The organism is Rhodoferax sp. TH121, from assembly GCF_002251855.1.
Taxonomy (GTDB): domain Bacteria; phylum Pseudomonadota; class Gammaproteobacteria; order Burkholderiales; family Burkholderiaceae_C; genus Allorhodoferax.
The window spans coordinates 17,176-40,473 of the sequence record NZ_NOXW01000018.1; the positions used below are offsets into that span (position 1 = coordinate 17,176).

The 23,298-nt window shown below is 62.0% G+C and carries 23 protein-coding genes; 13 read left to right on the top strand and 10 right to left on the bottom strand.

Features of this window, described 5'->3' with window-relative positions:
• Positions 1–599: 599 nt before the first annotated feature.
• Positions 600–959 (top strand): nuclear transport factor 2 family protein, encoded by a 360-nt coding sequence (locus CHU94_RS03290; RefSeq protein ID WP_094476744.1) that lies wholly within the window; start codon positions 600–602, stop codon positions 957–959.
• 60 nt (positions 960–1,019) lie between these two features.
• Here CHU94_RS03290 and CHU94_RS03295 read toward each other — a convergent pair whose 3' ends face one another.
• Positions 1,020–2,315, bottom strand: a complete 1,296-nt coding sequence (locus tag CHU94_RS03295) for an O-acetylhomoserine aminocarboxypropyltransferase/cysteine synthase family protein (protein ID WP_094476746.1) — start codon at positions 2,313–2,315, stop codon at positions 1,020–1,022.
• Positions 2,316–2,526: 211 nt separating this feature from the next.
• Positions 2,527–2,784: a hypothetical protein gene (locus CHU94_RS03300; RefSeq protein ID WP_094476748.1), complete on the bottom strand. Its 258-nt coding sequence runs from the start codon at positions 2,782–2,784 to the stop codon at positions 2,527–2,529.
• A gap of 167 nt (positions 2,785–2,951) precedes the next feature.
• On the opposite strand from CHU94_RS03300, the gene CHU94_RS03305 reads away from it, so the two are divergent.
• The gene (locus CHU94_RS03305; protein WP_094476750.1) at positions 2,952–3,737 is read left to right on the top strand and encodes a flagellar brake protein; all 786 of its coding nucleotides are present in this window, start codon (positions 2,952–2,954) and stop codon (positions 3,735–3,737) included.
• A 130-nt stretch (positions 3,738–3,867) separates the two neighbouring features.
• Here the strand turns inward: CHU94_RS03305 and CHU94_RS03310 are convergent, their stop codons facing one another.
• The gene (locus CHU94_RS03310) at positions 3,868–4,878 is read right to left on the bottom strand and encodes a sulfate ABC transporter substrate-binding protein (RefSeq protein ID WP_094476752.1); all 1,011 of its coding nucleotides are present in this window, start codon (positions 4,876–4,878) and stop codon (positions 3,868–3,870) included.
• Between the two features lie 353 nt (positions 4,879–5,231).
• On the opposite strand from CHU94_RS03310, the gene CHU94_RS03315 reads away from it, so the two are divergent.
• From CHU94_RS03315 to CHU94_RS03345, 7 genes are all read left to right on the top strand, one after another.
• Positions 5,232–6,536 (top strand): sugar ABC transporter substrate-binding protein, encoded by a 1,305-nt coding sequence (locus tag CHU94_RS03315; protein ID WP_094476754.1) that lies wholly within the window; start codon positions 5,232–5,234, stop codon positions 6,534–6,536.
• 82 nt (positions 6,537–6,618) lie between these two features.
• Entirely contained in the window at positions 6,619–7,479 is an 861-nt protein-coding gene (locus tag CHU94_RS03320) for a carbohydrate ABC transporter permease (RefSeq protein WP_094476756.1), read from the top strand.
• 10 nt (positions 7,480–7,489) lie between these two features.
• Positions 7,490–8,320, top strand: coding sequence for a carbohydrate ABC transporter permease (locus CHU94_RS03325; RefSeq protein WP_094476758.1), 831 nt, complete (start codon positions 7,490–7,492; stop codon positions 8,318–8,320).
• A 26-nt stretch (positions 8,321–8,346) separates the two neighbouring features.
• Positions 8,347–9,384, top strand: a complete 1,038-nt coding sequence (locus CHU94_RS03330; RefSeq protein ID WP_094476760.1) for an ABC transporter ATP-binding protein — start codon at positions 8,347–8,349, stop codon at positions 9,382–9,384.
• Entirely contained in the window at positions 9,381–10,121 is a 741-nt protein-coding gene (locus CHU94_RS03335) for an SDR family oxidoreductase (protein WP_094476762.1), read from the top strand. The genes CHU94_RS03330 and CHU94_RS03335 overlap by 4 nt, the downstream gene beginning before the upstream one ends.
• Before the next feature lie 43 nt (positions 10,122–10,164).
• Positions 10,165–11,565 (top strand): D-arabinitol 4-dehydrogenase, encoded by a 1,401-nt coding sequence (dalD, locus tag CHU94_RS03340; RefSeq protein ID WP_094476764.1) that lies wholly within the window; start codon positions 10,165–10,167, stop codon positions 11,563–11,565.
• Between the two features lie 52 nt (positions 11,566–11,617).
• A complete protein-coding gene (locus CHU94_RS03345; protein WP_094476766.1) occupies positions 11,618–12,586 on the top strand; it encodes an AraC family transcriptional regulator in 969 nt (322 codons plus the stop codon).
• Here CHU94_RS03345 and CHU94_RS03350 read toward each other — a convergent pair.
• On the bottom strand, positions 12,574–13,374 hold the full coding sequence (locus tag CHU94_RS03350) for a helix-turn-helix domain-containing protein (RefSeq protein WP_094477065.1): 801 nt from the start codon (positions 13,372–13,374) through the stop codon (positions 12,574–12,576). The two genes, CHU94_RS03345 and CHU94_RS03350, sit on opposite strands and share 13 nt — an antisense overlap.
• A 90-nt stretch (positions 13,375–13,464) precedes the next feature.
• Between CHU94_RS03350 and CHU94_RS03355 the strand changes: the two genes are divergently transcribed.
• Complete coding sequence (locus tag CHU94_RS03355; protein ID WP_094476768.1) at positions 13,465–14,412, top strand: DMT family transporter; 948 nt, start codon at positions 13,465–13,467, stop codon at positions 14,410–14,412.
• Positions 14,413–14,463: 51 nt separating this feature from the next.
• Here CHU94_RS03355 and CHU94_RS03360 read toward each other — a convergent pair whose 3' ends face one another.
• The gene (locus tag CHU94_RS03360; RefSeq protein ID WP_094476770.1) at positions 14,464–15,210 is read right to left on the bottom strand and encodes a TerC family protein; all 747 of its coding nucleotides are present in this window, start codon (positions 15,208–15,210) and stop codon (positions 14,464–14,466) included.
• Positions 15,211–15,232: 22 nt separating this feature from the next.
• Complete coding sequence (locus CHU94_RS03365; RefSeq protein ID WP_094476772.1) at positions 15,233–15,499, bottom strand: zf-TFIIB domain-containing protein; 267 nt, start codon at positions 15,497–15,499, stop codon at positions 15,233–15,235.
• A gap of 172 nt (positions 15,500–15,671) precedes the next feature.
• Here CHU94_RS03365 and CHU94_RS03370 point away from each other — a divergent pair, with 172 nt between their 5' ends.
• A complete protein-coding gene (locus tag CHU94_RS03370) occupies positions 15,672–16,715 on the top strand; it encodes an amidohydrolase family protein (RefSeq protein WP_094476774.1) in 1,044 nt (347 codons plus the stop codon).
• 2 nt (positions 16,716–16,717) lie between these two features.
• Here CHU94_RS03370 and CHU94_RS03375 read toward each other — a convergent pair whose 3' ends face one another.
• The 4 genes from CHU94_RS03375 to CHU94_RS03390 form a co-directional block, all read right to left on the bottom strand.
• Positions 16,718–17,641 carry an ABC transporter permease gene (locus tag CHU94_RS03375; protein WP_094476776.1) on the bottom strand — a complete coding sequence of 308 codons (924 nt, stop codon included), beginning with the start codon at positions 17,639–17,641 and terminating at the stop codon, positions 16,718–16,720.
• Positions 17,638–18,699, bottom strand: a complete 1,062-nt coding sequence (locus CHU94_RS03380; RefSeq protein WP_094477067.1) for an ABC transporter permease — start codon at positions 18,697–18,699, stop codon at positions 17,638–17,640. The genes CHU94_RS03375 and CHU94_RS03380 overlap by 4 nt, the downstream gene beginning before the upstream one ends.
• 7 nt (positions 18,700–18,706) lie before the next feature.
• Complete coding sequence (locus tag CHU94_RS03385) at positions 18,707–20,254, bottom strand: ABC transporter ATP-binding protein (RefSeq protein WP_094476778.1); 1,548 nt, start codon at positions 20,252–20,254, stop codon at positions 18,707–18,709.
• Positions 20,255–20,378: 124 nt separating this feature from the next.
• Positions 20,379–21,371 carry a BMP family protein gene (locus CHU94_RS03390; RefSeq protein ID WP_255033800.1) on the bottom strand — a complete coding sequence of 331 codons (993 nt, stop codon included), beginning with the start codon at positions 21,369–21,371 and terminating at the stop codon, positions 20,379–20,381.
• 258 nt (positions 21,372–21,629) lie between these two features.
• Between CHU94_RS03390 and CHU94_RS03395 the strand changes: the two genes are divergently transcribed.
• Positions 21,630–22,616: an MYG1 family protein gene (locus tag CHU94_RS03395; protein WP_094476782.1), complete on the top strand. Its 987-nt coding sequence runs from the start codon at positions 21,630–21,632 to the stop codon at positions 22,614–22,616.
• Complete coding sequence (locus CHU94_RS03400) at positions 22,616–23,290, top strand: hypothetical protein (protein WP_094476784.1); 675 nt, start codon at positions 22,616–22,618, stop codon at positions 23,288–23,290. Before CHU94_RS03395 ends, CHU94_RS03400 begins: the two co-directional genes overlap by 1 nt.
• Positions 23,291–23,298: the final 8 nt, after the last annotated feature.

Consider the following 23,298-nt stretch of genomic DNA (forward strand, 5'->3'; position numbering starts at 1 on the left):
GCCACTTCACGTCAAGGCAAATCTGCCAGTGTTGATTGCCAGGTCAAATTGATGTGAGTGAACGGCTAGGTAGTGTTCCGGGCCTGAATGTCCAATGGGCGAACCTTTGAATACACCCACAGGCCAATTGCAGAGGCAGAGCCTAAGAATGCAGTGAAAAGCACTGCGAGAAGGACACCCAAAAGTGGGCCCGCAATAAGGCCTGCAACTCCGTACAAGGGTTGCCCATTCCATGTGACTGTTTTGAATCCCAGCATTGCAAAAATGCCGAGCAAGAGTCCAAGGGGAGTCATTGAAACGGTTAACCCGATCAACCAAAGCTTGTAAATGGTCCCGGTGCTAAGCCTCTGGATGGAAATGGTTGTAAACACTGATTGCTGTCCTTGTTTGACTAAAACACCACAGTATTGTGAAGATCACTTCCCGACGTGAACATCCCCCAATCGGGTGAATATTGACAGAAGCCGAACTGCATTTCTGATGCCTTTGCCTATCGTCAATGAGTGGATCTACATATCACGCGGGAGTCCAAGCGTTAAGACGTTTAAAGTTCAACGCGACCAGTCTTTGTGAAAGTTTTGCTGTCGAGGGTTCTTGCAATGCCTACGTCTCCCTTAGAAGTTATTCAACATCAACTGAGCGCCTACAACGCGAAGGACATAGAAGGTCTTTTGGCTACCTATGCGCCCGATGCAGAGCAATACACCTTGCACGGTGAGCGATTGGCCAAAGGGCGGGAGGAAATGCGTACCCGGTTTCTTGCAAGGTTCGCAGAGCCAGACTTGCACGCGCGCCTGCTGTCCCGGACTGTCATGGGCAACGTGGTCGTAGACCTCGAATTGATTACCCGGAATTTCCCTGAAGGTATTGGGACCCTGGAAATGCTTTGCATCTATGAGGTTGCAAATGGCCATATCCAAAAGGTGTCATTCGCGTCGGGTGAGAAGCGGCTGAACTGAGGGCCTGTCGCCAGCACCCGACAGCGGGGTGGCCGCCATCGGGTGCGAGCGGATGTCGCCTTACACCGCCGCCAGCGCTTGGTCCAGGTCGGCCAGCAGGTCGTCAATGTGTTCAATGCCGACCGACAGGCGCACGGCGTCGACCGGCACGCCGGCCTTGGCCAGTTCTTCGGGTGACAGCTGGCGGTGCGTGGTGGACGCGGGGTGCGTGGCTAGCGATTTGGCATCGCCAATGTTCACCAGGCGGGTGAAGAGCTGCAGTGCGTCTAGAAAACGCGCGCCGGCTTCGCGGCCCCGGCCTTCAGGCGCTTTCACGCCAAACGTCAACAGGCCTGAGGCCTTGCCGCCCAGGTACTTTTGCGCCAGCGCATGATCGGGGTGGCCGGGCAGGGCGGCAAAGTTCACCCACGCCACCTTGGCGTGTTTCTGCAGGTGCTGCGCCACCTTGAGCGCGTTGTCGGTGATGCGCTCCATGCGCAGCGCCAGCGTTTCAATGCCTTGCAAAATCAGGAAGGCATTGAACGGCGAGATGGCGGCACCCGTGTTACGCAGTGGCACCACGCGTGCACGGCCAATGTAGGCGGCTGCGCCCAGGGCCTCGGTGTAGACCACGCCGTGGTAGCTGGGGTCGGGCTCGTTCAGGCGTTTGAACTTGGCCTTGTGCTCGGCCCAGGGGAACTTGCCGCTGTCCACAATGGCGCCGCCAATGGTGGTGCCGTGGCCCCCCAAATATTTGGTGAGCGAGTGCACCACGATGTCTGCACCGTGTTCGATGGGGCGCAGCAGGTAAGGGCTGGCCACGGTGTTGTCCACGATGAGCGGAACACCGTGCGCATGTGCAATGTCAGCAATGCGGCGGATGTCCGTCACATTGCCCTGCGGGTTGCCCAATGATTCGACAAAGATCGCCTTGGTCCGCTCGTCAATCAGCGGGGCAAAGCTGTCGGGGTTTTTGTGGTCGGCAAAGCGGGTGGTGATACCGAACTGCGGCAGCGTGTGGGCCAACAGGTTGTAGGTGCCGCCATACAGCGCGGTGCTGCTGATAATGTTGTCGCCCGCTTCGGCAATGGTTTGGATGGCATACGTCACCGCCGCCTGGCCAGACGCCAGGGCCAGCGCCGCAATGCCGCCTTCCAGCGCCGCCACGCGTTTTTCCAGCACGTCTTGCGTGGGGTTCATGATGCGTGTGTAGATGTTGCCCGGCACCTTCAGGTCAAACAAATCAGCGCCATGCTGGGCGCTGTCAAATGCGTAGGCCGCCGTTTGGTAGATGGGCACGGCCACCGCTTTGGTGGTGGGGTCGGGGCTGTAGCCAGCGTGGACGGATTGGGTTTCGAATTTCCAGTTCTCGGACATGGGGCCTCTCCTAGGGTGTTGGCTTTTGCTATAAAAACAGAAGCTGCTCGCGCAGCATCTACGGGCTCTAGGGCCTATTCTTATGCAAATTGGCCGCTAGCCCCAGCGGGGGAACCACGACTCTAAGGTGATGTGACCCAAATTCCAAAGAATTAAAAGTTGGGTCCTTAAGCGGATTTCATCTGATGCCGCGCCGCTGTCGTGTTTGCGTTCAGGCTGGCCAGTACACCCAGGTCGCCACACCGGCCGCCACCACGGCCATGAAGCCAGCCAGCCAGTACCGAATCACCCGGGTCTGCACACAGTCTGTGCAGATGCGGCCATGTTTGTCGGTGCTGCTGGGGGTTGCGCCGCAGGCGTAGCAGCGCCCCGCCCGTATCCATGCGCTGCGCTGTTTGTTGCGCCAGGCAAATACCAACACCAGAACCAGCGCTACCAGCGCCACAAAGTTAAGCCCGAGCTTGCCCATGCCTCAGCGCTCCGCCGCAGCGATAGGGGCGCAGGGCATGGCGAATGGTGTTTGGCGATAAGGGTCTTGGTTCATGGGGGTTCCTGCGGATCGTGGGACTGTAGCGCCTCTGGCACGCGCAGTTCCTGGCTTACAGTGCAAGGGTAGTGCCACTTTCACCCCACACCATGAATAGCTTGTTAGCAGAGCAGCGCGATTTGGAGGCAGACGCACCGTCTGACAATCGCGACGAGGGCCAGGCTGCGGCGGAATCCGCAGGCGGCGGCGCCCAGGAAACGTTTGCGTTTGAGGCCATGAACCTGAAGGTTGGTGACCGCCTGCAAGTGCAGCCGCCGGTGGCGGTGTCTACCGAGCGCAGCCCGGTCAAACTGATTGGGTACTTGCAAGACCACAGCATGTTGATCACCGCGCCCACCACCGGTGGCAGTGTGCCCATGCAAGTGATGCCTGGCGACCAGCTCATCATGCGGGTCTTCTCGGGGCAAAACGCGTTTGGTTTTGCCTGTGATGTACAGCGGGTGTGCAAGGTGCCCTACAGCTACCTGCACATCTCTTTCCCCAAAAAAATCCAGGGAACCTTGATCCGCAAGGCTGCACGTGTCAGAACCAAAATCATTGTGAAGGTGCGTGCCGAAGAGGGCGACACGACCGAACATACCGCCGTCATTTCCAACCTGAGTGCCAACGGTGCCTTGCTGGACGGGCGGCGCACCATGGCCAACATGGGCGACACCTTGCGCCTCAGCTTCAAGCTCAAGCTGCACAACATCGAGGCCGAACTCTCAGTGGCTGCATTGGTGCGCACGGTGTTTGACGATGAAACGCTCAAGCAAAGTGGCACCTCGTTGGCGCACTTTGGCCTGCAATTCGTCGCACTGGACCCCAACGACCAGATGCTGCTGCAGAGCATGGTGTACCAACACATGATCGAGCGCCCCCAGTCGGTGGTGTAGGCGCCAGCCTATCCGGTGGGCTGTGCCTGCCCGTGTCCAAGGAGCCGACATATAAAACTCCTTGCAGCCTCTGCGCTATGAAAATAGGAGCTGTTTGCGCATATTCCACGGGCGACAGAGGCCAATTTGATTACTTTTTGGTGTAGATCTGGTCAAAGCTGGCGCCGTCGGCAAAGTGGTCTTTGTCGGCTTTGTCCCAGCCGCCAAAGGCTTGGTCGATGGTGAACAGGTTCACTTTGGGCAGCTGCTTGGCGTACTTGGCCTGGGCCTTGGCGCTGGTCGGGCGGTAGAAGTTTTTGCCGATGATGTCTTGGGCTTCCTCGGTGTACAGGAACTTCAAGTACTCCTCGGCCACGGCGCGGGTGCCTTTGCGGTCCACGTTTTTGTCCACCACGGTCACCGGGGGCTGGGCCAGGATGCTCAGTGAGGGGTACACAAAGTCCACCTTGTTGCCAAACTCTTTCTCCAGCAGGTAGGCCTCGTTTTCCCACGACAGGAACACGTCACCCTGGTTGCGTTGGGCAAAGGTGATGGCGGAGCCGCGGGCACCGGTGTCCAGCACGGGCACGTTGGCGTAGAGCTTGGCAATGAAGTCTTTGGCCTGTGCGTCGCCACCGTACTTGCGTTTGGCAAATTCCCAAGCGGCCAGATAGTTCCAACGGGCGCCGCCGGAGGTCTTGGGGTTGGGGGTGATCACGCTGATGCCGGGTTTGATCAGGTCGTCCCAGTCTTTGATGCCCTTGGGGTTGCCTGCGCGCACCACCAACACGATGGTGGAGGTGTAAGGGCTGGAGGCCAGGGGCAGGCGTTTTTGCCAATCCTTGGGAATCCAGCCGCCGTTTTTGTGCAGGGCGTCGATGTCACCGGCCAGCGCCAGGGTGGCCACATCCGCTTCCAACCCGTCAATGATGCCGCGGGCTTGTTTGCCCGAACCGCCATGGCTTTGTTTGATGGTCACATCCTGGCCGGTTTTGGCCTTCCAATGTTTCGCAAACGCGGCGTTGAACTCCACGTACAGCTCGCGGGTCGGGTCGTAGGACACATTAAGCAGTTCCACAGGCTTTTGGGCAAAGCTGCTGGCGGCGGTCGCCAGCAGGCCGGTAGCAAGGGCGAAGTTCAAAACAAGACGGCGGTGGACCATGACAACACTCCATAAAAGCAACGCAACAGTGCGATGGGGTGGATACTGGAAGTGGGTCGTTAAAACAGGAAATACTGTTTTTTCAGTTCTTAATTACCCAAACATCTGTAGATCGCCTGCACAGGGCTCGCTAGCAGGCTAAAACCCTCAGGCCAAAGTTCACCAAAATTTCCCAAAACCAATACGTTCTGGCGTGTGTATGGGAAAACCCTAGTGAGTTTGTGCATGGAAATACATGCATTCGTGCCAAAAGTATCAACCCCACAAGGGGGGGGCTCCTACGATTCAGCCCTGTCGATGCATCGCTGGCATTGGCTGACGACCCCGGAATTTCAACAACAGGAGACAGATTCATGAAACTCAAAGCATCTCTCGCTTTGGCCTTTGGTTTGGCGGCTAGCGCTGCCTTTGCGCAGACAGAGCTCGTCGTGGCCACCGTGAACAACGGCCACATGGTCGAAATGCAGAAGCTCAGCAAGAACTTCGAGCAGGCCAACCCCGATATCAAGCTGAAATGGGTGACCCTGGAAGAAGGCGTGCTGCGCCAGCGCGTGACCACCGACATCGCCACCAAGGGTGGCCAGTTCGACGTGATGACCATCGGCATGTACGAAACCCCCATCTGGGGCAAAAAAGGCTGGCTGCAGGAACTGAAGACCGACGCCAAATACGATGCCGACGACATCCTGCCCGCCATGCGCAACGGCCTGTCGGTAGACGGCAAGATGTTTGCTGCGCCTTTCTACGGCGAGTCTTCCATGCTGATGTACCGCAAGGATCTGGCCGACAAGGCCGGCATCAAGGTCGCAGACAAGCCCACCTGGACGGACATCAAGGCCCTGGCCGCCAAGATCCACGACCCCAAGAACGGTGTGTACGGCATCTGCCTGCGTGGCAAACCAGGCTGGGGTGACAACATGGCATTCCTGACCACCCTGGTCAACACCAACGGCGGCCAGTGGTTCGACATGCAGTGGAAGCCCCAGCTGGAAAGCAAGCCCTGGAAGGATTCCATCAACTTCTACGTGGACCTGCTGAAGAACTACGGCCCTCCCGGTTCCGCAGCCAACAGCTTCAACGAAATTCTGGCGCTGTACAACGAAGGCAAGTGCGGCATGTGGATCGATGCGACCATCGCAGCGTCGTTCATCACCGACCCCAAGCAGTCCAAAGTGGCGGACAAGGTGGCTTTTGCACAAGCACCTACCGCTGTGACACCCAAGGGTGCCAACTGGCTGTGGGCATGGGCTTTGGCCATTCCATCGGGCTCCAAGAAAGTGGAAGCTGCCAGCAAGTTCGTGACTTGGGCAACGTCCAAGGAGTACATCGAGCTGGTGGCCAAGACCAACGGCTGGGCCCACGTGCCCACCGGTACCCGCAAGAGTACCTACGCCAACGCCGAATTCCAGAAGGCAGCCAAGTTCGCTGCGGCTGAGAAGGCTGCCATCGACTCTGCCAATCCCAACGACAGCACCTTGCCCAAGAGCCCGTATGTGGGTGTGCAGTTCGCTGCCATCCCCGAGTTCCAAGCGATTGGTGCCACCGTGGGGCAGCAAATGAGCGCAGCCCTGGCTGGCAAGACCACCGTGGATGCAGCCTTGAAGGCTTCTCAAGTCGCGGCTGACCGCGAAATGAAGAAGGCTGGCTACTACAAGTAAGCAACTCTCTCCGGTAGCTTGACTTTAGGCGCGCGGGGCAACCCGCGCGCCCTTTTCCGCACATTTGCCCGCGAGGCTCTCCATGAACCGCTTCATACCCCGTGCCCTCATGGCACCGGCCGTCGTCTCACTCTTTCTGTGGATGATCGTGCCCCTGGTGATGACCATCTATTTCTCGGTCATCCGCTACAACCTGATGCAGCCAGACCAGACGGGCTTTATCGGTCTGGAGAACTTCGAATACTTTGTGACCGACCCGTCCTTTGGCACGGCTGTCATGAACACTCTCTTGCTGCTGGGCAGCGTGATCCTCATTACCGTGGTGTTGGGCACCCTGATTGCGCTGCTGATTGATGAGCCCTTTCCGGGTCGTGGTCTGGTGCGCATCCTGCTCATCTCGCCCTTCTTTGTCATGCCCACGGTGAACGCGCTGCTGTGGAAGCACATGATGATGAACCCCATCTATGGCGTGCTGGCCCAGGTGTGGATGTTCTTTGGCGGCACGCCGGTGGACTGGCTCACCGACTTCCCGCTGTTCAGCGTCATTGTCATCGTGTCCTGGCAATGGCTGCCCTTTGCCACGCTGATCTTCATCACCTCGCTGCAAAGTATGAACCGCGAGCAGCTCGAGGCCTCGCGCATGGACGGCGCCAACTACCTGCAGCAGCTGCGCTACCTCTACCTGCCACACCTGGCCCGCTCGGTGGCCATCGTCGTGATGATTGAAATGATCTTCCTGCTCAGCGTATTTGCCGAGATTTACACCACCACCGGTGGCGGACCCGGCGACGCAAGCACCAACGTGGCCTTCCTGATCTTCAAGCAGGCGCTGCTGAACTTCGACGCTGGTGTGGCTTCTGCAGGCGCCCTGTTCGCCGTCGTGCTGGCCAATATCGCCGCGGTCTTTCTGATCCGCATGGTCGGTAAGAACCTGGACAAGTGAGTACCTCCCCATGACACCCCACAAAACCTTCCCCTGGCTGCTCTGGCTGCGCACGCTCACCGCGTGGGTAGTCACATTCCTGCTGTTCTTCCCGCTGGGTTGGCTGGTGCTCACCGCCTTCAAGACCGAGTTGCAGGCCATCTCCGTGCCACCCCTCGTCCTCTTCACGCCCACGCTGGAGAACTTCGAGATCGTGCAGGAGCGCAGCGACTACATGCTCTATGCCACCAACTCGCTCATCACCAGCGTGGCCTCCACCATACTGGGGCTGGCACTGGCCTTTCCTGCGGCCTACGCCATGGCCTTCTTCAAGGGCAAGTACACCAAGGACATCCTGATGTGGATGCTCTCCACCAAGATGATGCCCGCCGTGGGAGCCCTAGTGCCGGTGTATGTGATGGCACAAACCAGTGGCCTGCTGGACACCCGCACCGGACTGGTGATTGTGTTCACCCTGTCCAACCTGCCCATCATGGTGTGGATGCTGTACTCCTACCTCAAGGAGATTCCGGCTGAAATTCTGGAAGCCTCGCGCATGGACGGTGCTGGCCTGTGGCAAGAGTTCCGCTACGTGTTGTTGCCACTCACCATGGGTGGCTTGGCCTCCACCGGCCTGCTGACTCTGGTGCTGAGTTGGAACGAGGCCTTCTGGTCGCTCAACCTGAGCGCTGCCAAGGCCGGCACCCTGGCCACGCTGATCGCCAGCTACTCCAGCCCCGAGGGCTTGTTCTGGGCCAAGCTGTCCGCCGCCTCGTTCATGGCTATTGCCCCCATTGTGGTGTTTGGCTGGTTCAGCCAAAAGCAACTCGTCCAAGGCCTCACCTTCGGTGCCGTCAAGTAACAAATAAAGATCAGGAGACCTCTTTCATGTCTTACCTCCAACTCAGCGGCGTTGAAAAACTGTTCGGCGAGCACCGTGTCATCAAGGGCATTGACCTGGCTATCAAGCAGGGCGAATTTGTGGTGTTTGTGGGCCCCTCCGGCTGCGGCAAGTCCACACTCTTGCGTCTGATCGCCGGTTTGGAATCCATCGATGGCGGCAGCTTGCAGCTCGATGGCCGTGACATCACCCATTTGCCTTCCAGCAAACGCGACCTGGCCATGGTGTTCCAGAGCTACGCGCTCTACCCGCACATGAGCGTGTTCGAGAACATGAGCTTTGCGCTCAAGCTCGCCAATGTGGACCCAGCCATCATCAAAGACAAGGTGGACCGTGCGGCCAAGATCCTGAACCTCACCAGTTACTTGGAGCGCACGCCCAAGGAATTGTCTGGAGGTCAGCGTCAGCGCGTCGCCATTGGCCGTGCCATCGTGCGGGCACCCAAGGTGTTTTTGTTTGACGAGCCGCTCTCCAACCTCGACGCCGCGCTGCGCGGCCAAACGCGTATCGAGATCGCCAAGCTGCACCGCGACCTGGGCGCCACCACCATTTATGTGACGCACGACCAGGTGGAAGCCATGACCCTGGCCGACCGCGTCGTGGTGCTGCGCGACGGCAACATTGAACAGGTCGGCACACCGTTGGAGCTGTACGACAAGCCCGCTAACCAGTTTGTAGCGCAGTTCATTGGTACGCCGCAAATGAACGTGGTGGATGCCGCCAAGCTACCCCAAATCGCCACGGTGGCGGGTGTTGCCGTACCCGCATTGGGTTCCATTGGTCTGCGGCCTGAAAACATTGCCCTGGTGGCGCCCGGCCTGGGCCAGGTGCAGGCGAAGGTGGAGTTGATCGAAGCGCTGGGCGCCGAGACCCTGATTTATGTGAGCACCGACAGTGGCGCATCGCTGGTGGCTCGCCTCAACACCCGTACCGATCTGCAGGTCGGCTCGGCCGTGGGTGTGAAGATTGACGGAGACTCCGCCCACCTGTTTGACGCCAACGGTCGCGTGGTGGTGGCCCCATGAGCCTCGCATCGACGCTTCCCCTGCAAGGCCAGGTGGCCGCCGTTACCGGGGCCGCATCGGGTATTGGTCTGGCCAGCGCTCGCGCCATGGTGCAAGCCGGTGCCCGCGTGGTGCTGGTGGACCGCGACCAGGCCGCCTTGGACAAAGCCTGCGCCGCACTGGGCCCCAACGCCTTGCCCCTGGTGCTGGACCTGCTGGACGCTAAGCAATGCGCCACGCTGCTGCAGCGGGTGGTCGAGTTGGCGGGGCGGCTCGATGTGTTCCATGCCAACGCTGGCCTTTATGTGGGTGGCGACTTGGTGGAAGCCGACCCCGACGCCATCGACCGCATGCTCAACCTCAACGTCAATGTGGTGATGAAGAACGTGCACAACGTACTGCCCCACATGATCGAACGCGGCACGGGCGACATCATCGTCACCAGCTCACTGGCTGCGCACTTTCCCACGCCTTGGGAGCCGGTCTATGCCTCCTCCAAATGGGCGATCAACTGCTTTGTGCAGACCGTGCGCCGCCAGGTCTTCAAGCACGGCATCCGCGTCGGCTCCATTTCGCCCGGCCCCGTGATTACCTCGTTGCTGGCCGACTGGCCGGCAGACAAGCTCGCAGAAGCCAAGGCCAAAGGCAGCTTGCTGGAGGCCTCGGAAGTGGCCGACGTGGTGCTCTTCATGCTGACCCGCCCGCGTGGCATGACCATCCGCGACGTCGTGATGATGCCCACGCAGTTTGACCTTTGAGCGACAGCCGTCCCCTCCCAGATCCATTCTTTTTACTACGACCATGACCACGATTCTTCACCTCGGACTGGGCTCCTTCCACCGCGCGCACCAGGCGCTCTACATCCACCAGCTGCGCCAGCAGGGCGACATGCGCTGGTCTATCGCCGGTGGCAACCTGCGCCCCGATATGCTGGACACCATGGCCGCGCTGCAGGCCCAGGGCGGCGCCTACACGCTGGAGACCGTCACCCCCCAGGGCGAGCGTAGTTACACGCGTATCGAATCCATCCAGAAAGTCATTCCTTACCAGCCCGATCTGAAGCCCCTGATCACCGTCGGTGCCGAGGCCGACACACGCATCATCTCTTTCACGGTGACCGAAGCCGGCTACTACCTCGACGCCAAAAACCAGCTCGACTGGACCACCTTTGCCGATCTGCGGGCGGACCTGGAGGCTGTCAAGGCCGGCCAGGCCGGGCACACCATCTACGGCGGGCTGGTCAGCATCCTGCGTGCCCGGATGCAAGCGGGTGCAGGCCCGGTCACCTTGATGAACTGCGACAACCTGCGCCATAACGGCGAACGTTCGCGCAGCGGCCTGCTGCAGTTCATCGACGCCTTGGGCGATGCGGAACTCAAAACCTGGGTGGAAGCCAACACCTGCAGTCCCAACGCCATGGTGGACCGCATCACCCCGCGCCCCACGCCCGACGTGGCTGAGCGTGTCAGGGCGGCCACCGGCTGGGACGATCGTGCCGCGCTGATGGGCGAAAGTTTCATCCAGTGGGTGATCGAAGACAACTTCATTGCTGGCCGCCCCGAATGGGAGCGGGTGGGCGTGGAGATGGTGGTCTCGGTGGACGCCTACGAGGAGGCCAAGATTCGCCTGCTCAACGCCACCCACAGCTGCATTGCCTGGGCCGGCACCTTGGTGGGTTACCAGTACATCCACGAAGGCACCCACGACACGGCCATCCGCCGCATGGCCTATGACTACGTGACGGACGACACCATCCCCGTGCTGGACACGCCTGAAAAGCCCAGCCCGCTGGACCTGCGCAAGTACCGCGATGTGGTGCTGGACCGCTTTGGCAACCCCGCCATCCAGGACACCAACCAGCGCGTGGCTATGGACGGCTACTCCAAGATCCCGGGCTTCATTGCCCCCACCATCCGCGAACGCCTGGCGCGCGGTGAGTCCATTGCCAGCGTGGCCATGCTGCCCGCGCTGTTTTTGGCCTACCTGCAGCGCTGGCACAAGGGTGAGATTGCTTACACCTACCAGGACCAGGCCATGGACCCTGCGGCCGCCCACGCCATCTGCGAATCTGCCGACCCGGTGGCTGCGTTTGGGGCCGACCCGGTGCTGTGGGGCCCGCTGGCGTCACGCCCGCAGTTGGTGGACGCCTTGCGTGTGGCCCATGCTCGGGTGCAGCACTTTGTGGAAAACCACCTGGGCTGAAATCACAGGCCAATGCTGGTAATGTCATGACGTCGTTCTGAGGAAATTCGCCATGGTTGCACCCCATTCACCGATCGCACAGCTGGGCAGCCCGGTCAGTCGCCGCCGCGCGCCCGAGCTGGAGGCGGATTACAACCGCAATCCGTCCTTGGGCTACGAGCCGACCGACGAGGTGGGCTTCATCCGCTGCCTGGGGCACGGGTACCCCACGCCGCTGGCACGCTGGCATTGCCATGACGAGTACGAGTTGCACCTCATCACCGCCACCTCTGGCAAGGTATTTGTGGGCGACTGGATTGGCCCCTTTGAGCCCGGCCAGCTGATCTTGTGTGGCCCGCGCTTGCCACACAATTGGATCTCGCTCGACGTGCCCGAAGAAGGTGTGGAAAAACGTGACCTGGTGATTCAGTTCCGCCACGAACCACTGGAGCAGGCTTGCCAGAGCATTCCCGAATTTACGGAGGTGCTGCCGCTGCTGGAGCGGGCGCGCCACGGCATCGAGTTTTTTGGCCTGTCAAGCCAGGCCGAGGCGCACTGGCACGCGGTCAAGGCGTCGCGCGGTCTCAAGCGTTTGGCGGCGTTTTGCGAATTCATGACGGACCTGGCCCGCTGTACCGACTATCGCCTGCTTTCCAATGTGCAGATGCGCGGTGTGGAAAACGATGCCGAGCTGGACCAGATCAACACTATCGTCAACCGCATCACCGAGAACCCCTCGCACTCGCAGACGGCGGCCGAGGTGGCGGCAGAGTTGGCCATGAGCGAGAGCCGCTTCTCGCGCTTTTTCCGCCGCGCTACCGGCAACACCTACACCGACTTTGTGAACCGCGTGCGCATCAACCGCGCCTGCCAACTGCTCATGAGTTCGGACCGGTATGTGACCAACATCTGCTACGACGTGGGCTTTAACAACGTGGCCAACTTCAACCGCCGCTTTCTGGAGCTCAAGGGCATGACGCCGTCGGAGTTCCGCAAGCAGGCTGAGAGCCGCTTTGGTGGTGCGCCGGCTCAGGCGGCCTGAGCACGCGCGCCTTTGCGGTACTCGTCGGGCGTGCTGCCCACCAGCCGCTTGAACATACTGATAAACGCCGAGGCGCTGCCGTAACCCTGGTCCAGCGCAATCGTCTCCACCGTTTGCCCCGCCTCCAGGAGCGGCATGGCGCGCACCACGCGCAAGCGCTGGCGCCATTCCGCCAGGGACATGCCCAGGTCGCGCTGGCAGCGGCGCGTGAGGGTGCGCTCGGTGGTGTGGGCAGCGTGGGCCAGTTCGGGTAGCGAGCGGTTGTCACCCGGGTTGGCCTCCAGCGCCCGCAATACGGAACCCAGCAGCGGGTCCTCTGAGGTGGGCAGGTAGCTGCCCGCGCGGGGCGCGGTCGCCAGTTGGTCCAGCAGCACTTGCAGCAAACGCGTGTGCTGCGGCGTGGCGTCTTGGCCGGGGGGCTGTTGCCGCAGGTGCTCTAGCAGCGCACGCACCAGCGGGCTCACGGTCACCGCGCAAGGTGTGGCGGGCAGGGCGCTGCACAGCTGCGGGCCCACATACAGCGAGCAATGGTGCGCTTCGTAGCGGTTCAACCCGACGTGCTGGAGCTTGGGCGGCAGCCACACGCCGTACTGCGGTGGCGCCAAATAGTGGTGGTCCGCCACCTTCACCTCCATCACCCCACTAAACGAATACACGAACTCCCCCCAGGCGTGCTGGTGCAGCGGGTAGATGCCTTCGGCCGGCGCCACTGCGCTGCGGAACATGATGGGCGCGGGCAGGTTGGGGCTGGAGAGCGGAACCTCCAGCTTGGGTTTGAGGATGGGCATGGCGGTGGCGCGTGACGGTTGGCAGCTTCGCTGGATGGCTTGTCTGGTTTTCACTATATCAATGAAAGACGTCACTTCAATAATCCGCCCATGAACAGCCGAAAACCTCTTGATTCCCCTGCCGTCGCTTGCATGCTGGTGCTGTGCGTGCTGTGGGCCTTGCAGCAAGTCGCTCTCAAGGCCACGGCCGACGACATTGCCCCCATCTTCCTGATTGCACTGCGCTCCGGCGCGGCTGCGGTGCTGGTCGCCCTGTTGATGGTGGTACGCGGCGAGAGTTGGGGCCTGCGTGATGGCAACTGGCGCCCGGGCTTGGTGGTGGGGGGGCTGTTCGGGTTGGAGTTTTTGCTGGTGGGGGAGGGGCTGCGCCACACCAGTGCCTCGCACATGGTGGTGTTTTTGTACACCGCGCCCATCTTCGCGGCGCTGGGCTTGCACTGGCGCCTGCCGTCCGAACGTTTGGGGGCAGTGCAGTGGCTGGGTATTGCGCTGGCGTTTGGTGGCATTGCCATCGCCTTCTTTGGCCGCAGCCAGCCGTCTGCGGCTGTGCCTGGCAATATGCTGTGGGGCGACTTTCTGGGCCTGTTGGCGGGCATGGCCTGGGGCGCCACCACCATGGTGGTGCGTTGCTCACGCCTGTCCAGCGCGCCGGCCACGCAAACGCTGTTGTACCAACTGGTGTGCGCGTTTGTCTTGCTGTTGGCGGCTTCGTTGGCCACGGGCCAGGCCCATTTTGTGCCGGGGCCACGGGTATGGAGCGCCTTGGCGTTTCACACGCTGGTGGTGTCGTTTGCCAGTTTCCTGGTCTGGTTCTGGCTGCTGCGCCACTACCTGGCGTCGCGCCTGGGCGTGTTCTCGTTCATGACGCCGCTGTTTGGCATCGTGCTGGGCGCCTGGCTGTTGGACGAGCCGATTGAACTGAGTTTTGTGCTGGGGGCGGTACCCGTGCTGCTGGGCATTGTGCTGGTCAGTGGGGGCGGCTGGTTGGGCCCGCTGCTGGCACCATGGCGCAAAAAAACAGCCCCTGACTTGCTATGAAATTAGGAGCTGTTTGCGCAGTATCCACGGCCTGGAAGGCCGATTGGGTGCTTAATCCTTGGCGGCCTGGCGTTTGCCGCGGGCGCGGATGTTGAGCGCCTCCACGGCCAAGGAGAAGGCCATGGCAGCGTAGATGTAGCCCTTGGGGATTTCTTGGTCAAACGCTTCGGCGGTCAGCGCCATGCCGACCATCACCAGGAAAGCCAGCGCCAGCACCTTGACGGATGGGTGTTTGTCCACAAACTCGCCAATTGGCTTGGCCGCCACCAGCATCACACCGACCGAAGTCACCACGGCCGCCACCATCACGCTGATCTGGTCCACCATGCCCACGGCGGTGATGACCGAGTCCAGCGAGAACACGATGTCGATGATGGCGATCTGGCCGATGATGGCCCAGAACAGCTTGGCACCTGCGGCCTTGACGGCTGCGTTATCGGTCGCTGCGGGTGCGTGTTGCTCACGCGCTTCCACTTCCACAAAAATCTCGTGCGAGGCCTTGTAGAGCAGGAAAATGCCGCCCAACAGCAGCACCAAATCGCGACCGCTGAAGCCGTGGCCGGCGATGGTGAAGAGGTCGGCCGTCAGGCCCATCACCCAGCTCAGCGAGAACAGCAGCAAGAGCCGTGAAACCATGGCAAAACCCAGGCCCAAGCGGCGCGCCTTGTCGCGCAGCTCGGGGGGGAGCCGACCCACCAGGATGGAGATGAAGATGATGTTGTCGATGCCCAGCACAATCTCCAGGGCTGTCAACATCCCAAAAGCGATCCACACATTGGGGTCAAGCAAAAAATCCATGGTCAGGTTCTCGGTTCAAAGGTCAGTCAAAAATCTCGCTGAGCCATGACTTGTGCTTGCGCTTACCGTAACCACCGTGGTGGTAGTCAGAGTCGGCAAAGTCGGGGCGGCGCGGGGGCGGCTGGTAAGCGGGTTGTACCACCGCTGGCGCGCTCGCGCTACGTTCAATCAGCTTGTCGAGCTCTCCGCGGTCCAGCCAGACGCCTCGGCAGCTGGGGCAGTAGTCAATTTCCACGCCCTGGCGTTCGGTCATGACCAGGGTGACATCGGTGCATTGGGGGCATTTCATGGCGCGGTCCTTTTCATCCGTAGGGCGGCGGATGGTAGGGCCGCAGGCCGCTTTCGGCGAATACTCTGCACGTTCAACCCCGCAAAAAGCGGGGGTTTGTGCCCTGCCCGTGCAGGCGGAACGTGCAGGCCCATGCTCGCTATCATGGCCACAGCAACAGGAGGTTCACGCGATGAAACGCAGGCAATGCCTGGCCGCAGCGGGTTGTGCGGCACTCTGGATCGGTGGCGCACGAGCGCAAGAGGGTCCCGCCAGCCTGGCCACTCTCAAAGCGGGCTACGCACGTCGCATCAAGCGCCTGCTGGCGCAGGGGCATCTGCCCTACATGGATGTCGAGAGCTCATGCAACCCGTCCAAGGTGGACATCGCAGCACTGGCCGCCGAGCTGGACCGCTTGCATATCGGCGCCATGGCCCTGTCCTCCGACATGGGCAGCAACCAGTTCGAGCGCGGCGTGCGCCGCGACCACTTTTCCCGCCAGACTACGGCGCTGTTTCCCGAGCACTTCATCCCAGTGGGCAACGGCGGCCAGCCGCCCTTCACCACCGAAGTCGCCGACGCCTTTTTGCAAGCCCAGGAGGCCGCAGCCCGCGGGGGCGAATGGGCCATGCTGGGTGAGTACGAATTTCGTCATTACCCGTCGCCGCGCCAGGTCAAACGCGGCGCCGATGACCGCGATGTGACTATCCCCCTGGATGGCCCGGTCGGTCACCGCCTGTTTGCCATCAGCGAGAGCACTGGGCTGGCCTTCCAGCTCCATTACGAAATTGAAGACGCCTTGCTACCGGCACTGGAGCAGATGCTGTTGCAGTACCCCATGGCCCGTGTGGTCTGGTGCCATGTGGGGCAAATCCGTTACCAGGAACGCTCCACACGCTACGGCCCTGCGTACCTCGACGGCCTGCTCAGCCGCTGTCCCAATCTGTATCTGGACACCGCCTTTGGCGATGCGCGCTCCATCTACCCCCTGAGCCGCCAGCGCCACTCCCGCGTGTGGGCCGACGATGGCACGCTGCAGCCTGCGTGGCGCGATCTCATGGCCGCACGTGCCAACCGTTTTTTGTCAGCCCTGGATTTGGGCAGTGACCGCCTGGACCGCATTCAGGAGTACGACCAGAAACACCGCTACTTCTTGAGCTGCCTGCCTGCCGAGGTGCGCCAGCAAGTGGCCTTTGGCACCGCGTGGCGGCTGATGTTTGGCGAAGACTTCGCCTAGGGTCAGCGTTCGCCCTTGCGGTAGGGCTTCATCAGCGCCTGCGGGTAGCTTGCCTTGCGCGCCACCAGCACCAGCGCGAGGATGGACAACACATAGGGCAGCATCAGGTACAGCTGGTAGGGCAGCACAGCGCTGCCGCTTTGCTGCAGGCGCAGCTGGATGGCGTCAAAAAAGGCAAACAGCAGCGCGCCCAGCAGCGCCTTGCCGGGCCGCCACGAGGCAAACACCACCAGCGCCACACAAATCCAGCCACGGCCGTTGACCATGTTGAAGAAAAAAGCGTTAAACGCCGACAGCGTGAGAAAGGAGCCCGCCATGGCCATGAGCGCCGAGCCGGCCACGATGGCACCCGTGCGCACTTTGGCCACCGACACACCCTGTCCCTCCGCCGCCTGCGGGTTCTCTCCCACCATGCGCACCGACAGGCCCAGCGGCGTGCGGTACAACACGTAGCCCAGCAGCGGCACCAGCAGCAGGGCCAGCAACGTAAGTGGTGTTTGCTGCGCCAGCACAGGCAGGCCCAGCCAGCCCATCTCGGCAAACGGGGTGATGGTGGGCGGCGTGCTCACCTTGGGGAAACTCACACGGTAGCCGTAATAGCTGAGCGAGGTGGCCAGTAGTGTGATGCCCAGGCCCGACACATGCTGTGACAGCGCCAAGCCCACGGTGAGGAAGGCATGCAGCGAACCCAACACGGCACCGGTACCCGCCGCCACTGCAACCCCGGTCCATAGCGAGGCCCCCGCATACACCGTGAGCCAGCCCGTAAAGGCGCCCGCCACCATGATGCCCTCGATGCCCAGGTTCAAGACCCCGGCCCGCTCGCACAACAGCACCCCCAGCGTGCCCAGGATCAGCGGCGTGGCAATGCGAAACACGGCCACCCAGAACGAGAGGTTGGACAAAATATCCAGCAGCTCCGTCATTTGAACTTCACCTTGAACTGCGTCAGCAGCGTAGCCACCAGCACCGAGATCAGCGAGGTTGCCACGATCACATCGGCAATGTAGGTGGGCACGCCCACGGCGCGGCTCATGCTGTCGGCGCCCACCAGCACCCCCGCTACAAACACACTGGCCACCACCACCCCCAGCGGGTGCAGGCCCGCCAGCATGGCAATCACGATGCCGCTGTAGCCGTAGCCGGGCGACATGTCCAGCGTCAGATAACTGGTGCGTCCTGCGACCTCAATGGCACCTGATAGCCCAGCCAGCGCGCCCGATAGCATGGCAACCAGCACCACCGTGCGTGTGACCGGCACGCCGGCAAATGCCGCGGCGCGCGGGTTGGCGCCCACCGCGCGAATATCAAAGCCCAGCACCGTGTACTTGAGGAGAACCCACACCAGCACCGCCAGTGCGCAGGCGCCCAGCAGGCCGTTGTGCAGCCGGGTCTGAGCAATCAGCTTGCCCAGCTCCAGATCGGCAATAAGCGCCACACTCTGTGGCCAGCCCATGGCGGCAGGGTCCTTCATGGGTCCGTCCAGCATCAGCGACACCAGCAACAGCACAATGAAATTCAGCAGCAGCGTGGTCACCACCTCGTCCACCCCCAGCCGCGCTTTCATGAGTGCCGGGCCCAGCAAGAGCAGCGCGCCTGCCAGCGCCGCGGCCAGCAGCATCAGCACAAACAGCAGCGCGGGCGGTAGGTCGAACCCCGTGCCGCCGTGCATGCCCCCCACGGCCACGGCCGCCAGCGCGCCCACATACAACTGCCCCTCGGCCCCGATATTGAACAGACGCGCCCTGAAGGCCACCGCGGCAGCCAGGCCGGTCAGCATCAGTGGCACGGCGCGCGTCAGCGTCTCGCTGAGCGCAAATACCGAGCCAAAACCGCCCTGCAACAGCAGACCATAGGTCTGCCCTACGGGTGCCCCAGCCCACAGCACCAGCAGTGCACTGATGAGCAAGGTGAAAAGTATGGCGCCAACCGGAGCGAGCACCAGAGCGGCGGGTGAGGACGTATTGCGTTTGACGAGTTGCATGGCCACTTCAATGTTCTGCACCAGCCATGGCCAGGCCAATGGCCTCGCGCGTCCAGTCATCGGTGGGGCGTGCCGCGCTGAGCTGGCCCGCATGCATTACGGCCACACGATCACCCAGCGTCAGGACCTCGTCCAAGTCGTCAGAGATCAGCAGTACGGCCGCGCCTGCATCACGTGCGGCCAGCAACTGGCTTTGCACGTAGCGCACCGCACCAATGTCCAGGCCCCAGGTCGGCTGGTGCGCCACGATAAGGATGGGTGTGTGGCTTTGCGCCTGGCTGTCCGCAGCGTCGGGGTGCAGCAGGGCGCGGCCCAGAATCAACTTTTGCATATTGCCGCCCGACAGCGCCCGCGCCGCGCTGCTGGCGCCACCACCCCGCACGTCAAACGCAGCGATCACGCGTTGGGCGTAGGCTTTGGCCGCTGCGCGGCGTACCCAACCCCAGGTAGAGAAGGCCGCTGTGCGCAGGCGTTCGGACATGGTGTTTTCCCACAGCGGCAAATCGCCCACCACGCCCACACCGTGCCGATCTTCGGGGATGCGGGCGACGCCGCGCCTCACCAAGTCTGCGCAGCTGTGGGGAAGGGGCTGGCCCTGCAGCAAGACTTGGCCCGCCGTGGCCTGTCGTGTGCCGCACAGCAATTCGGCCAGCGCCACCTGGCCGTTGCCCGAGACGCCAGCAATCGCCAGCAGCTCGCCGCTGCGCAGGTCCAGGCTCACGGCCTGCAGGCGCTCGCGCCCGGTGCCGGTGCTCACCTTGGTCAGCTGGCACACCACCATGCTGTCGCCCTCGTCCGAATGGGGGCTGGGGCGGCGTACCGCAGCATCAATGGCGTGTCCCACCATCCACTGCGCCAGCTGGCCTTGGGTGGTGCCTTGGGCAGGAGCCTCAGCCACCAACTTGCCGCCGCGCAGCACAGCCACGCGGTGCGACACCCGCAGCACCTCGCCCAGTTTGTGGCTGATGAAAATGATGGACAAACCCTGTGCCACCATCTGCGCGAGCACGTCAAACAGGGCTTCGCTCTCCTGTGGCGTCAGCACGGCGGTGGGTTCGTCCAGAATCAAAATGCGCGCGCCGCGGTAGAGCGCCTTCAGGATTTCCACCCGCTGGCGCTCGCCGACGGAGAGGCTGCCCACCTGGGCATCTGCATCCACCGCCAGGCCAAAACGTTGTGCCACCTCGGCCAGACGCTGACGCGCCGCGCTGCGGCGGGTGAAGGGCTGCCACCAGGGCTCGGAGCCCATCATCACGTTGTCCAGCACGCTCAGGTTGTCGGCCAGCGTGAAGTGCTGGTGCACCATGCCAATGCCGGCCGCCAGCGCGGCCTTGGGGTCGCCCGCAGGCAGAGGCTGGCCAAAGGCGGTGATGTGGCCGCCGTCTGCCACATAGTGCCCAAACAAAATCGACACCAGCGTGGACTTGCCCGCACCGTTCTCACCCAGCAGTGCCAGCACCTCGCCCGCACCCAGCTGCAGCGAGATGGCATCGTTGGCCACCAAAGTGCCGAAGCGCTTGGTGATGCCAGAGAGAACGAGAACGGGGTCGCTCACGCAGAATTAACCGAGATGGTGTTCCGCCGGCCCGCCCCAAGGTTCACGAAGTGCGGCGAAGCCAGAATCGCGCCCCCTCGGGGGGGCAGCGCAGTACATGCAGTGACAAGCGTGGGGGCTCACGTTATTTAGAGGACTTGGGCTGGTTGTCATCCACTTTGACGGTGAAGCTGCCATCCAGAATGGCTTTTTCTTTCGCCTTCATCTTGGCCACTACCTCCGCAGGCACTTTTTTCTCAAACGTGCCCAGCGGCGCCAGCGACGAACCCTTGTACTTCATCATCGAGTACGGGCCGTAGTCTTCGGCGGTGAACTTGCCTTCTTTCACCATCTTGATGGCGCGGTCGGCCGATGGCTCAAAGTGCCAGAGTGCGGAGGCCACTACGGTGTCGGGGTACTGGGCCTGGGTGTTGATCACGTTGCCAATGGCCAATTTGCCCTTTTCTTTGGCTGCATCACTCACGCCAAAACGCTCGGCGTACATCACGTCGGCGCCCTTGTCGATCATGGCAAAGGCGGCCTCCTTGGCCTTGGGGGGGTCAAACCAGCTGTTGATGAAACTGACACTGAATTCCACCTTGGGGTTCACTTCCTTCGCGCCCGCCATGAAGGCGTTCATCAGGCGGTTGACTTCGGGGATGGGGAAGCCGCCGACCATGCCAATCTTGTTGCTCTTGGTCATGCCACCGGCCACCATGCCCGACAGGTAGGCCGGCTCCTGGATGTAGTTGTCAAACACGCTGAAGTTGGGCGCAGCGGGCTTGCCGCTAGAGCCCATGAGAAAGGCGGTCTTGGGGAAGTCCTTGGCCACCTTGCGCGCAGCGGCTTCCACCGCAAAGGCCTCGCCCACGATGAGCTGGCTGCCGCCGGTCGCGTATTCGCGCATCACGCGCTCGTAGTCGGCATTGCTCACGTTCTCGCTGGCCTTGTATTCGATCTCGCCACGCGCCTCCGCGGCCTTGAGCGCTTGGTGCAGGCGGCCGGCCCATTGCTGCTCGAAGGGCACGGTGTAAATGCCGGCCACTTTGAGTTTGGCCTGGGCCAATGCCAGGCCGGGAGTCAGCGTGGCAAGTGCGGCGGCAAGGGCCAGTGCGCGGCGGCGGGAGGTGAGGTGCATCGACATAATTTCTCCAGGTTAAGAACGCTATGAAATTAGGAGCTGCTCGCGCAAATTCTGCGGAGCTTGGAGGTCTATTTGACCCAAAAACACCAAGCATTTTGTGTGCCAGGCTTCGGCGCTTGTGGCGGCCAGACAGGCAACAGGTGCAGAGGCACGACGCCAGATAAACCCACCCATGCCAGCGATGTACTCCACGATGGCTTGGGTTTAGCGAGCATAGCCGCGGCTGGGGGCACAAGTCCATAAAATCCCGCCATGACCCAAACCCCCACCATCGCCACGCACAGTGGCACCTTCCATGCTGACGACGTGTTTGGCGTGGGCATCCTGATGGGCGTGTTCCCATCGCACACCCTGATCCGTACCCGCAAGCAAGAACTCATTGACGCTGCCGACTTCGCTGTTGACGTGGGCGGTAGCTGGGATGCCGCACGCGGCCGCTTTGACCACCACCAGCGCGGCTTTGACGGCGCACGCCCCGCGCAAGAGCTGGACGGCGCCACCAAGCCCGGCGTGGGCTACGCCAGCGCGGGCCTGGTCTGGTCCGCCTTTGGCACGTCCTATGTGAAAGCCTGGGCCGCCAATGCCGGCCACACGCTGGACGACGCGGCCGTGGCCGAAATCGTGCGCTCCATCGACCACTCGCTGGTGCAATACCTCGACATCGTGGACACCGGCCAGGGCGACGTGTCGCCCGGCATCTTTGGTCTCTCCAGCCTCATCGCTCAGCTCAACACCCACTGGCTCGAAGAGCAGGGGCTGGACCTGGCCGCCAAAGCCGCGCTGCTGGAGACGCGTTTCCGCGAAGCCATCGCCATCACCCGCAAGTTTCTGGACCACGCCATCAGCAAGAAGGTGGCCCAGCTGCGCGCCATGGACACCGTGCGCAACGCGCCGCGCCTGCTGGGCGGCCGCGTGCTGCACCTGCAAGAGGGCGGCATGCCCTGGACGCACGTGGTGGTGCACGAGATGCCCGAGGTGATGTTCGTCATCTACCCCGACTCCGACGGCAACCAGTACCAGATCAAGACCGTGCCGGTGGAAGCCGGGTCGTTTACCGCGCGCATGGATCTGCCCGACGCCTGGGCCGGCCTGCGCGATGCCGAGCTGGCCGCCGTCTCCGGCGTGGCGGACAGCGTGTTTTGCCACCTCAACCTCTTCATCGGCGGCGCCCGCAGCTTTGAGGGCGCCGTGAAGCTCGCCGAACTCGCCCTGGCCGCACGGACTGCGAGCGCGGCCTGATGCGGGCCGACCAGAAACCCACGGCCCTGCAGCAGGTCCGCACGGCGGTGCTGGCCAACATGAAACCGGGGCTGGTGCTCTGGTGCGGGCTGGTGCTGCTTCTGCTGGCTTACCTGTTCAGCCCTGCCGTCGAAAGCGGGCTGCGCCAGTGGGGCGAACTCAAGCAAGCCTGGGGCTACACCGGCTCCTTCGTCACTTACGCCGCCTTTGCAGTGCTGGTGCCCGAATTGCTGGCCTGGGCTGTGCTGCGCCAGCCGGTGCCACGCACCATCGTCAAGGACATGGCCTTTGCCATCGTGGTGTTCGGCCTCATCGGGATGTCGGTGCAAACGCTGTACGACGTGCAGGTCAGCCTGTTTGGCAGCGGCAACGATGCGGCCACCATCATCAAGAAGATGCTGTTCGACCAGTTTGTGTACTCGCCGGTGTCCAACTTCATCATGGTGGGTGTCTTCCTCTGGAAAGACGAGGGCTTTCGCACCAGCACGCTGCGTTACTTCGGCACGCTGGACTTCTGGACCCAGCGCTACCTGCCCGTCATCATCGCGGTGTGGTGCGTGTGGGGCCCGGGCGTGCTGGTCATCTATTTCATGCCCACTGCGCTGCAGTTCCCCGTGGCCTCGCTGATTCTGAGTTTCTGGATCTTGATTTTCAAGTTCATGCGCAAACACTAAAAGGAGAC

What these genes read in the sequence shown, in the direction of transcription:
- CHU94_RS03290 (WP_094476744.1), top strand. Translation starts at nt 600, where the DNA reads ATGCCTACGTCTCCCTTAGAAGTTATTCAACATCAACTGAGCGCCTAC.
- CHU94_RS03295 (WP_094476746.1), bottom strand. Translation starts at nt 2,315, where the DNA reads ATGTCCGAGAACTGGAAATTCGAAACCCAATCCGTCCACGCTGGCTAC.
- CHU94_RS03300 (WP_094476748.1), bottom strand. Translation starts at nt 2,784, where the DNA reads ATGGGCAAGCTCGGGCTTAACTTTGTGGCGCTGGTAGCGCTGGTTCTG.
- CHU94_RS03305 (WP_094476750.1), top strand. Translation starts at nt 2,952, where the DNA reads ATGAATAGCTTGTTAGCAGAGCAGCGCGATTTGGAGGCAGACGCACCG.
- CHU94_RS03310 (WP_094476752.1), bottom strand. Translation starts at nt 4,878, where the DNA reads ATGGTCCACCGCCGTCTTGTTTTGAACTTCGCCCTTGCTACCGGCCTG.
- CHU94_RS03315 (WP_094476754.1), top strand. Translation starts at nt 5,232, where the DNA reads ATGAAACTCAAAGCATCTCTCGCTTTGGCCTTTGGTTTGGCGGCTAGC.
- CHU94_RS03320 (WP_094476756.1), top strand. Translation starts at nt 6,619, where the DNA reads ATGAACCGCTTCATACCCCGTGCCCTCATGGCACCGGCCGTCGTCTCA.
- CHU94_RS03325 (WP_094476758.1), top strand. Translation starts at nt 7,490, where the DNA reads ATGACACCCCACAAAACCTTCCCCTGGCTGCTCTGGCTGCGCACGCTC.
- CHU94_RS03330 (WP_094476760.1), top strand. Translation starts at nt 8,347, where the DNA reads ATGTCTTACCTCCAACTCAGCGGCGTTGAAAAACTGTTCGGCGAGCAC.
- CHU94_RS03335 (WP_094476762.1), top strand. Translation starts at nt 9,381, where the DNA reads ATGAGCCTCGCATCGACGCTTCCCCTGCAAGGCCAGGTGGCCGCCGTT.
- dalD (WP_094476764.1), top strand. Translation starts at nt 10,165, where the DNA reads ATGACCACGATTCTTCACCTCGGACTGGGCTCCTTCCACCGCGCGCAC.
- CHU94_RS03345 (WP_094476766.1), top strand. Translation starts at nt 11,618, where the DNA reads ATGGTTGCACCCCATTCACCGATCGCACAGCTGGGCAGCCCGGTCAGT.
- CHU94_RS03350 (WP_094477065.1), bottom strand. Translation starts at nt 13,374, where the DNA reads ATGCCCATCCTCAAACCCAAGCTGGAGGTTCCGCTCTCCAGCCCCAAC.
- CHU94_RS03355 (WP_094476768.1), top strand. Translation starts at nt 13,465, where the DNA reads ATGAACAGCCGAAAACCTCTTGATTCCCCTGCCGTCGCTTGCATGCTG.
- CHU94_RS03360 (WP_094476770.1), bottom strand. Translation starts at nt 15,210, where the DNA reads ATGGATTTTTTGCTTGACCCCAATGTGTGGATCGCTTTTGGGATGTTG.
- CHU94_RS03365 (WP_094476772.1), bottom strand. Translation starts at nt 15,499, where the DNA reads ATGAAATGCCCCCAATGCACCGATGTCACCCTGGTCATGACCGAACGC.
- CHU94_RS03370 (WP_094476774.1), top strand. Translation starts at nt 15,672, where the DNA reads ATGAAACGCAGGCAATGCCTGGCCGCAGCGGGTTGTGCGGCACTCTGG.
- CHU94_RS03375 (WP_094476776.1), bottom strand. Translation starts at nt 17,641, where the DNA reads ATGACGGAGCTGCTGGATATTTTGTCCAACCTCTCGTTCTGGGTGGCC.
- CHU94_RS03380 (WP_094477067.1), bottom strand. Translation starts at nt 18,699, where the DNA reads ATGCAACTCGTCAAACGCAATACGTCCTCACCCGCCGCTCTGGTGCTC.
- CHU94_RS03390 (WP_255033800.1), bottom strand. Translation starts at nt 21,371, where the DNA reads ATGCACCTCACCTCCCGCCGCCGCGCACTGGCCCTTGCCGCCGCACTT.
- CHU94_RS03395 (WP_094476782.1), top strand. Translation starts at nt 21,630, where the DNA reads ATGACCCAAACCCCCACCATCGCCACGCACAGTGGCACCTTCCATGCT.
- CHU94_RS03400 (WP_094476784.1), top strand. Translation starts at nt 22,616, where the DNA reads ATGCGGGCCGACCAGAAACCCACGGCCCTGCAGCAGGTCCGCACGGCG.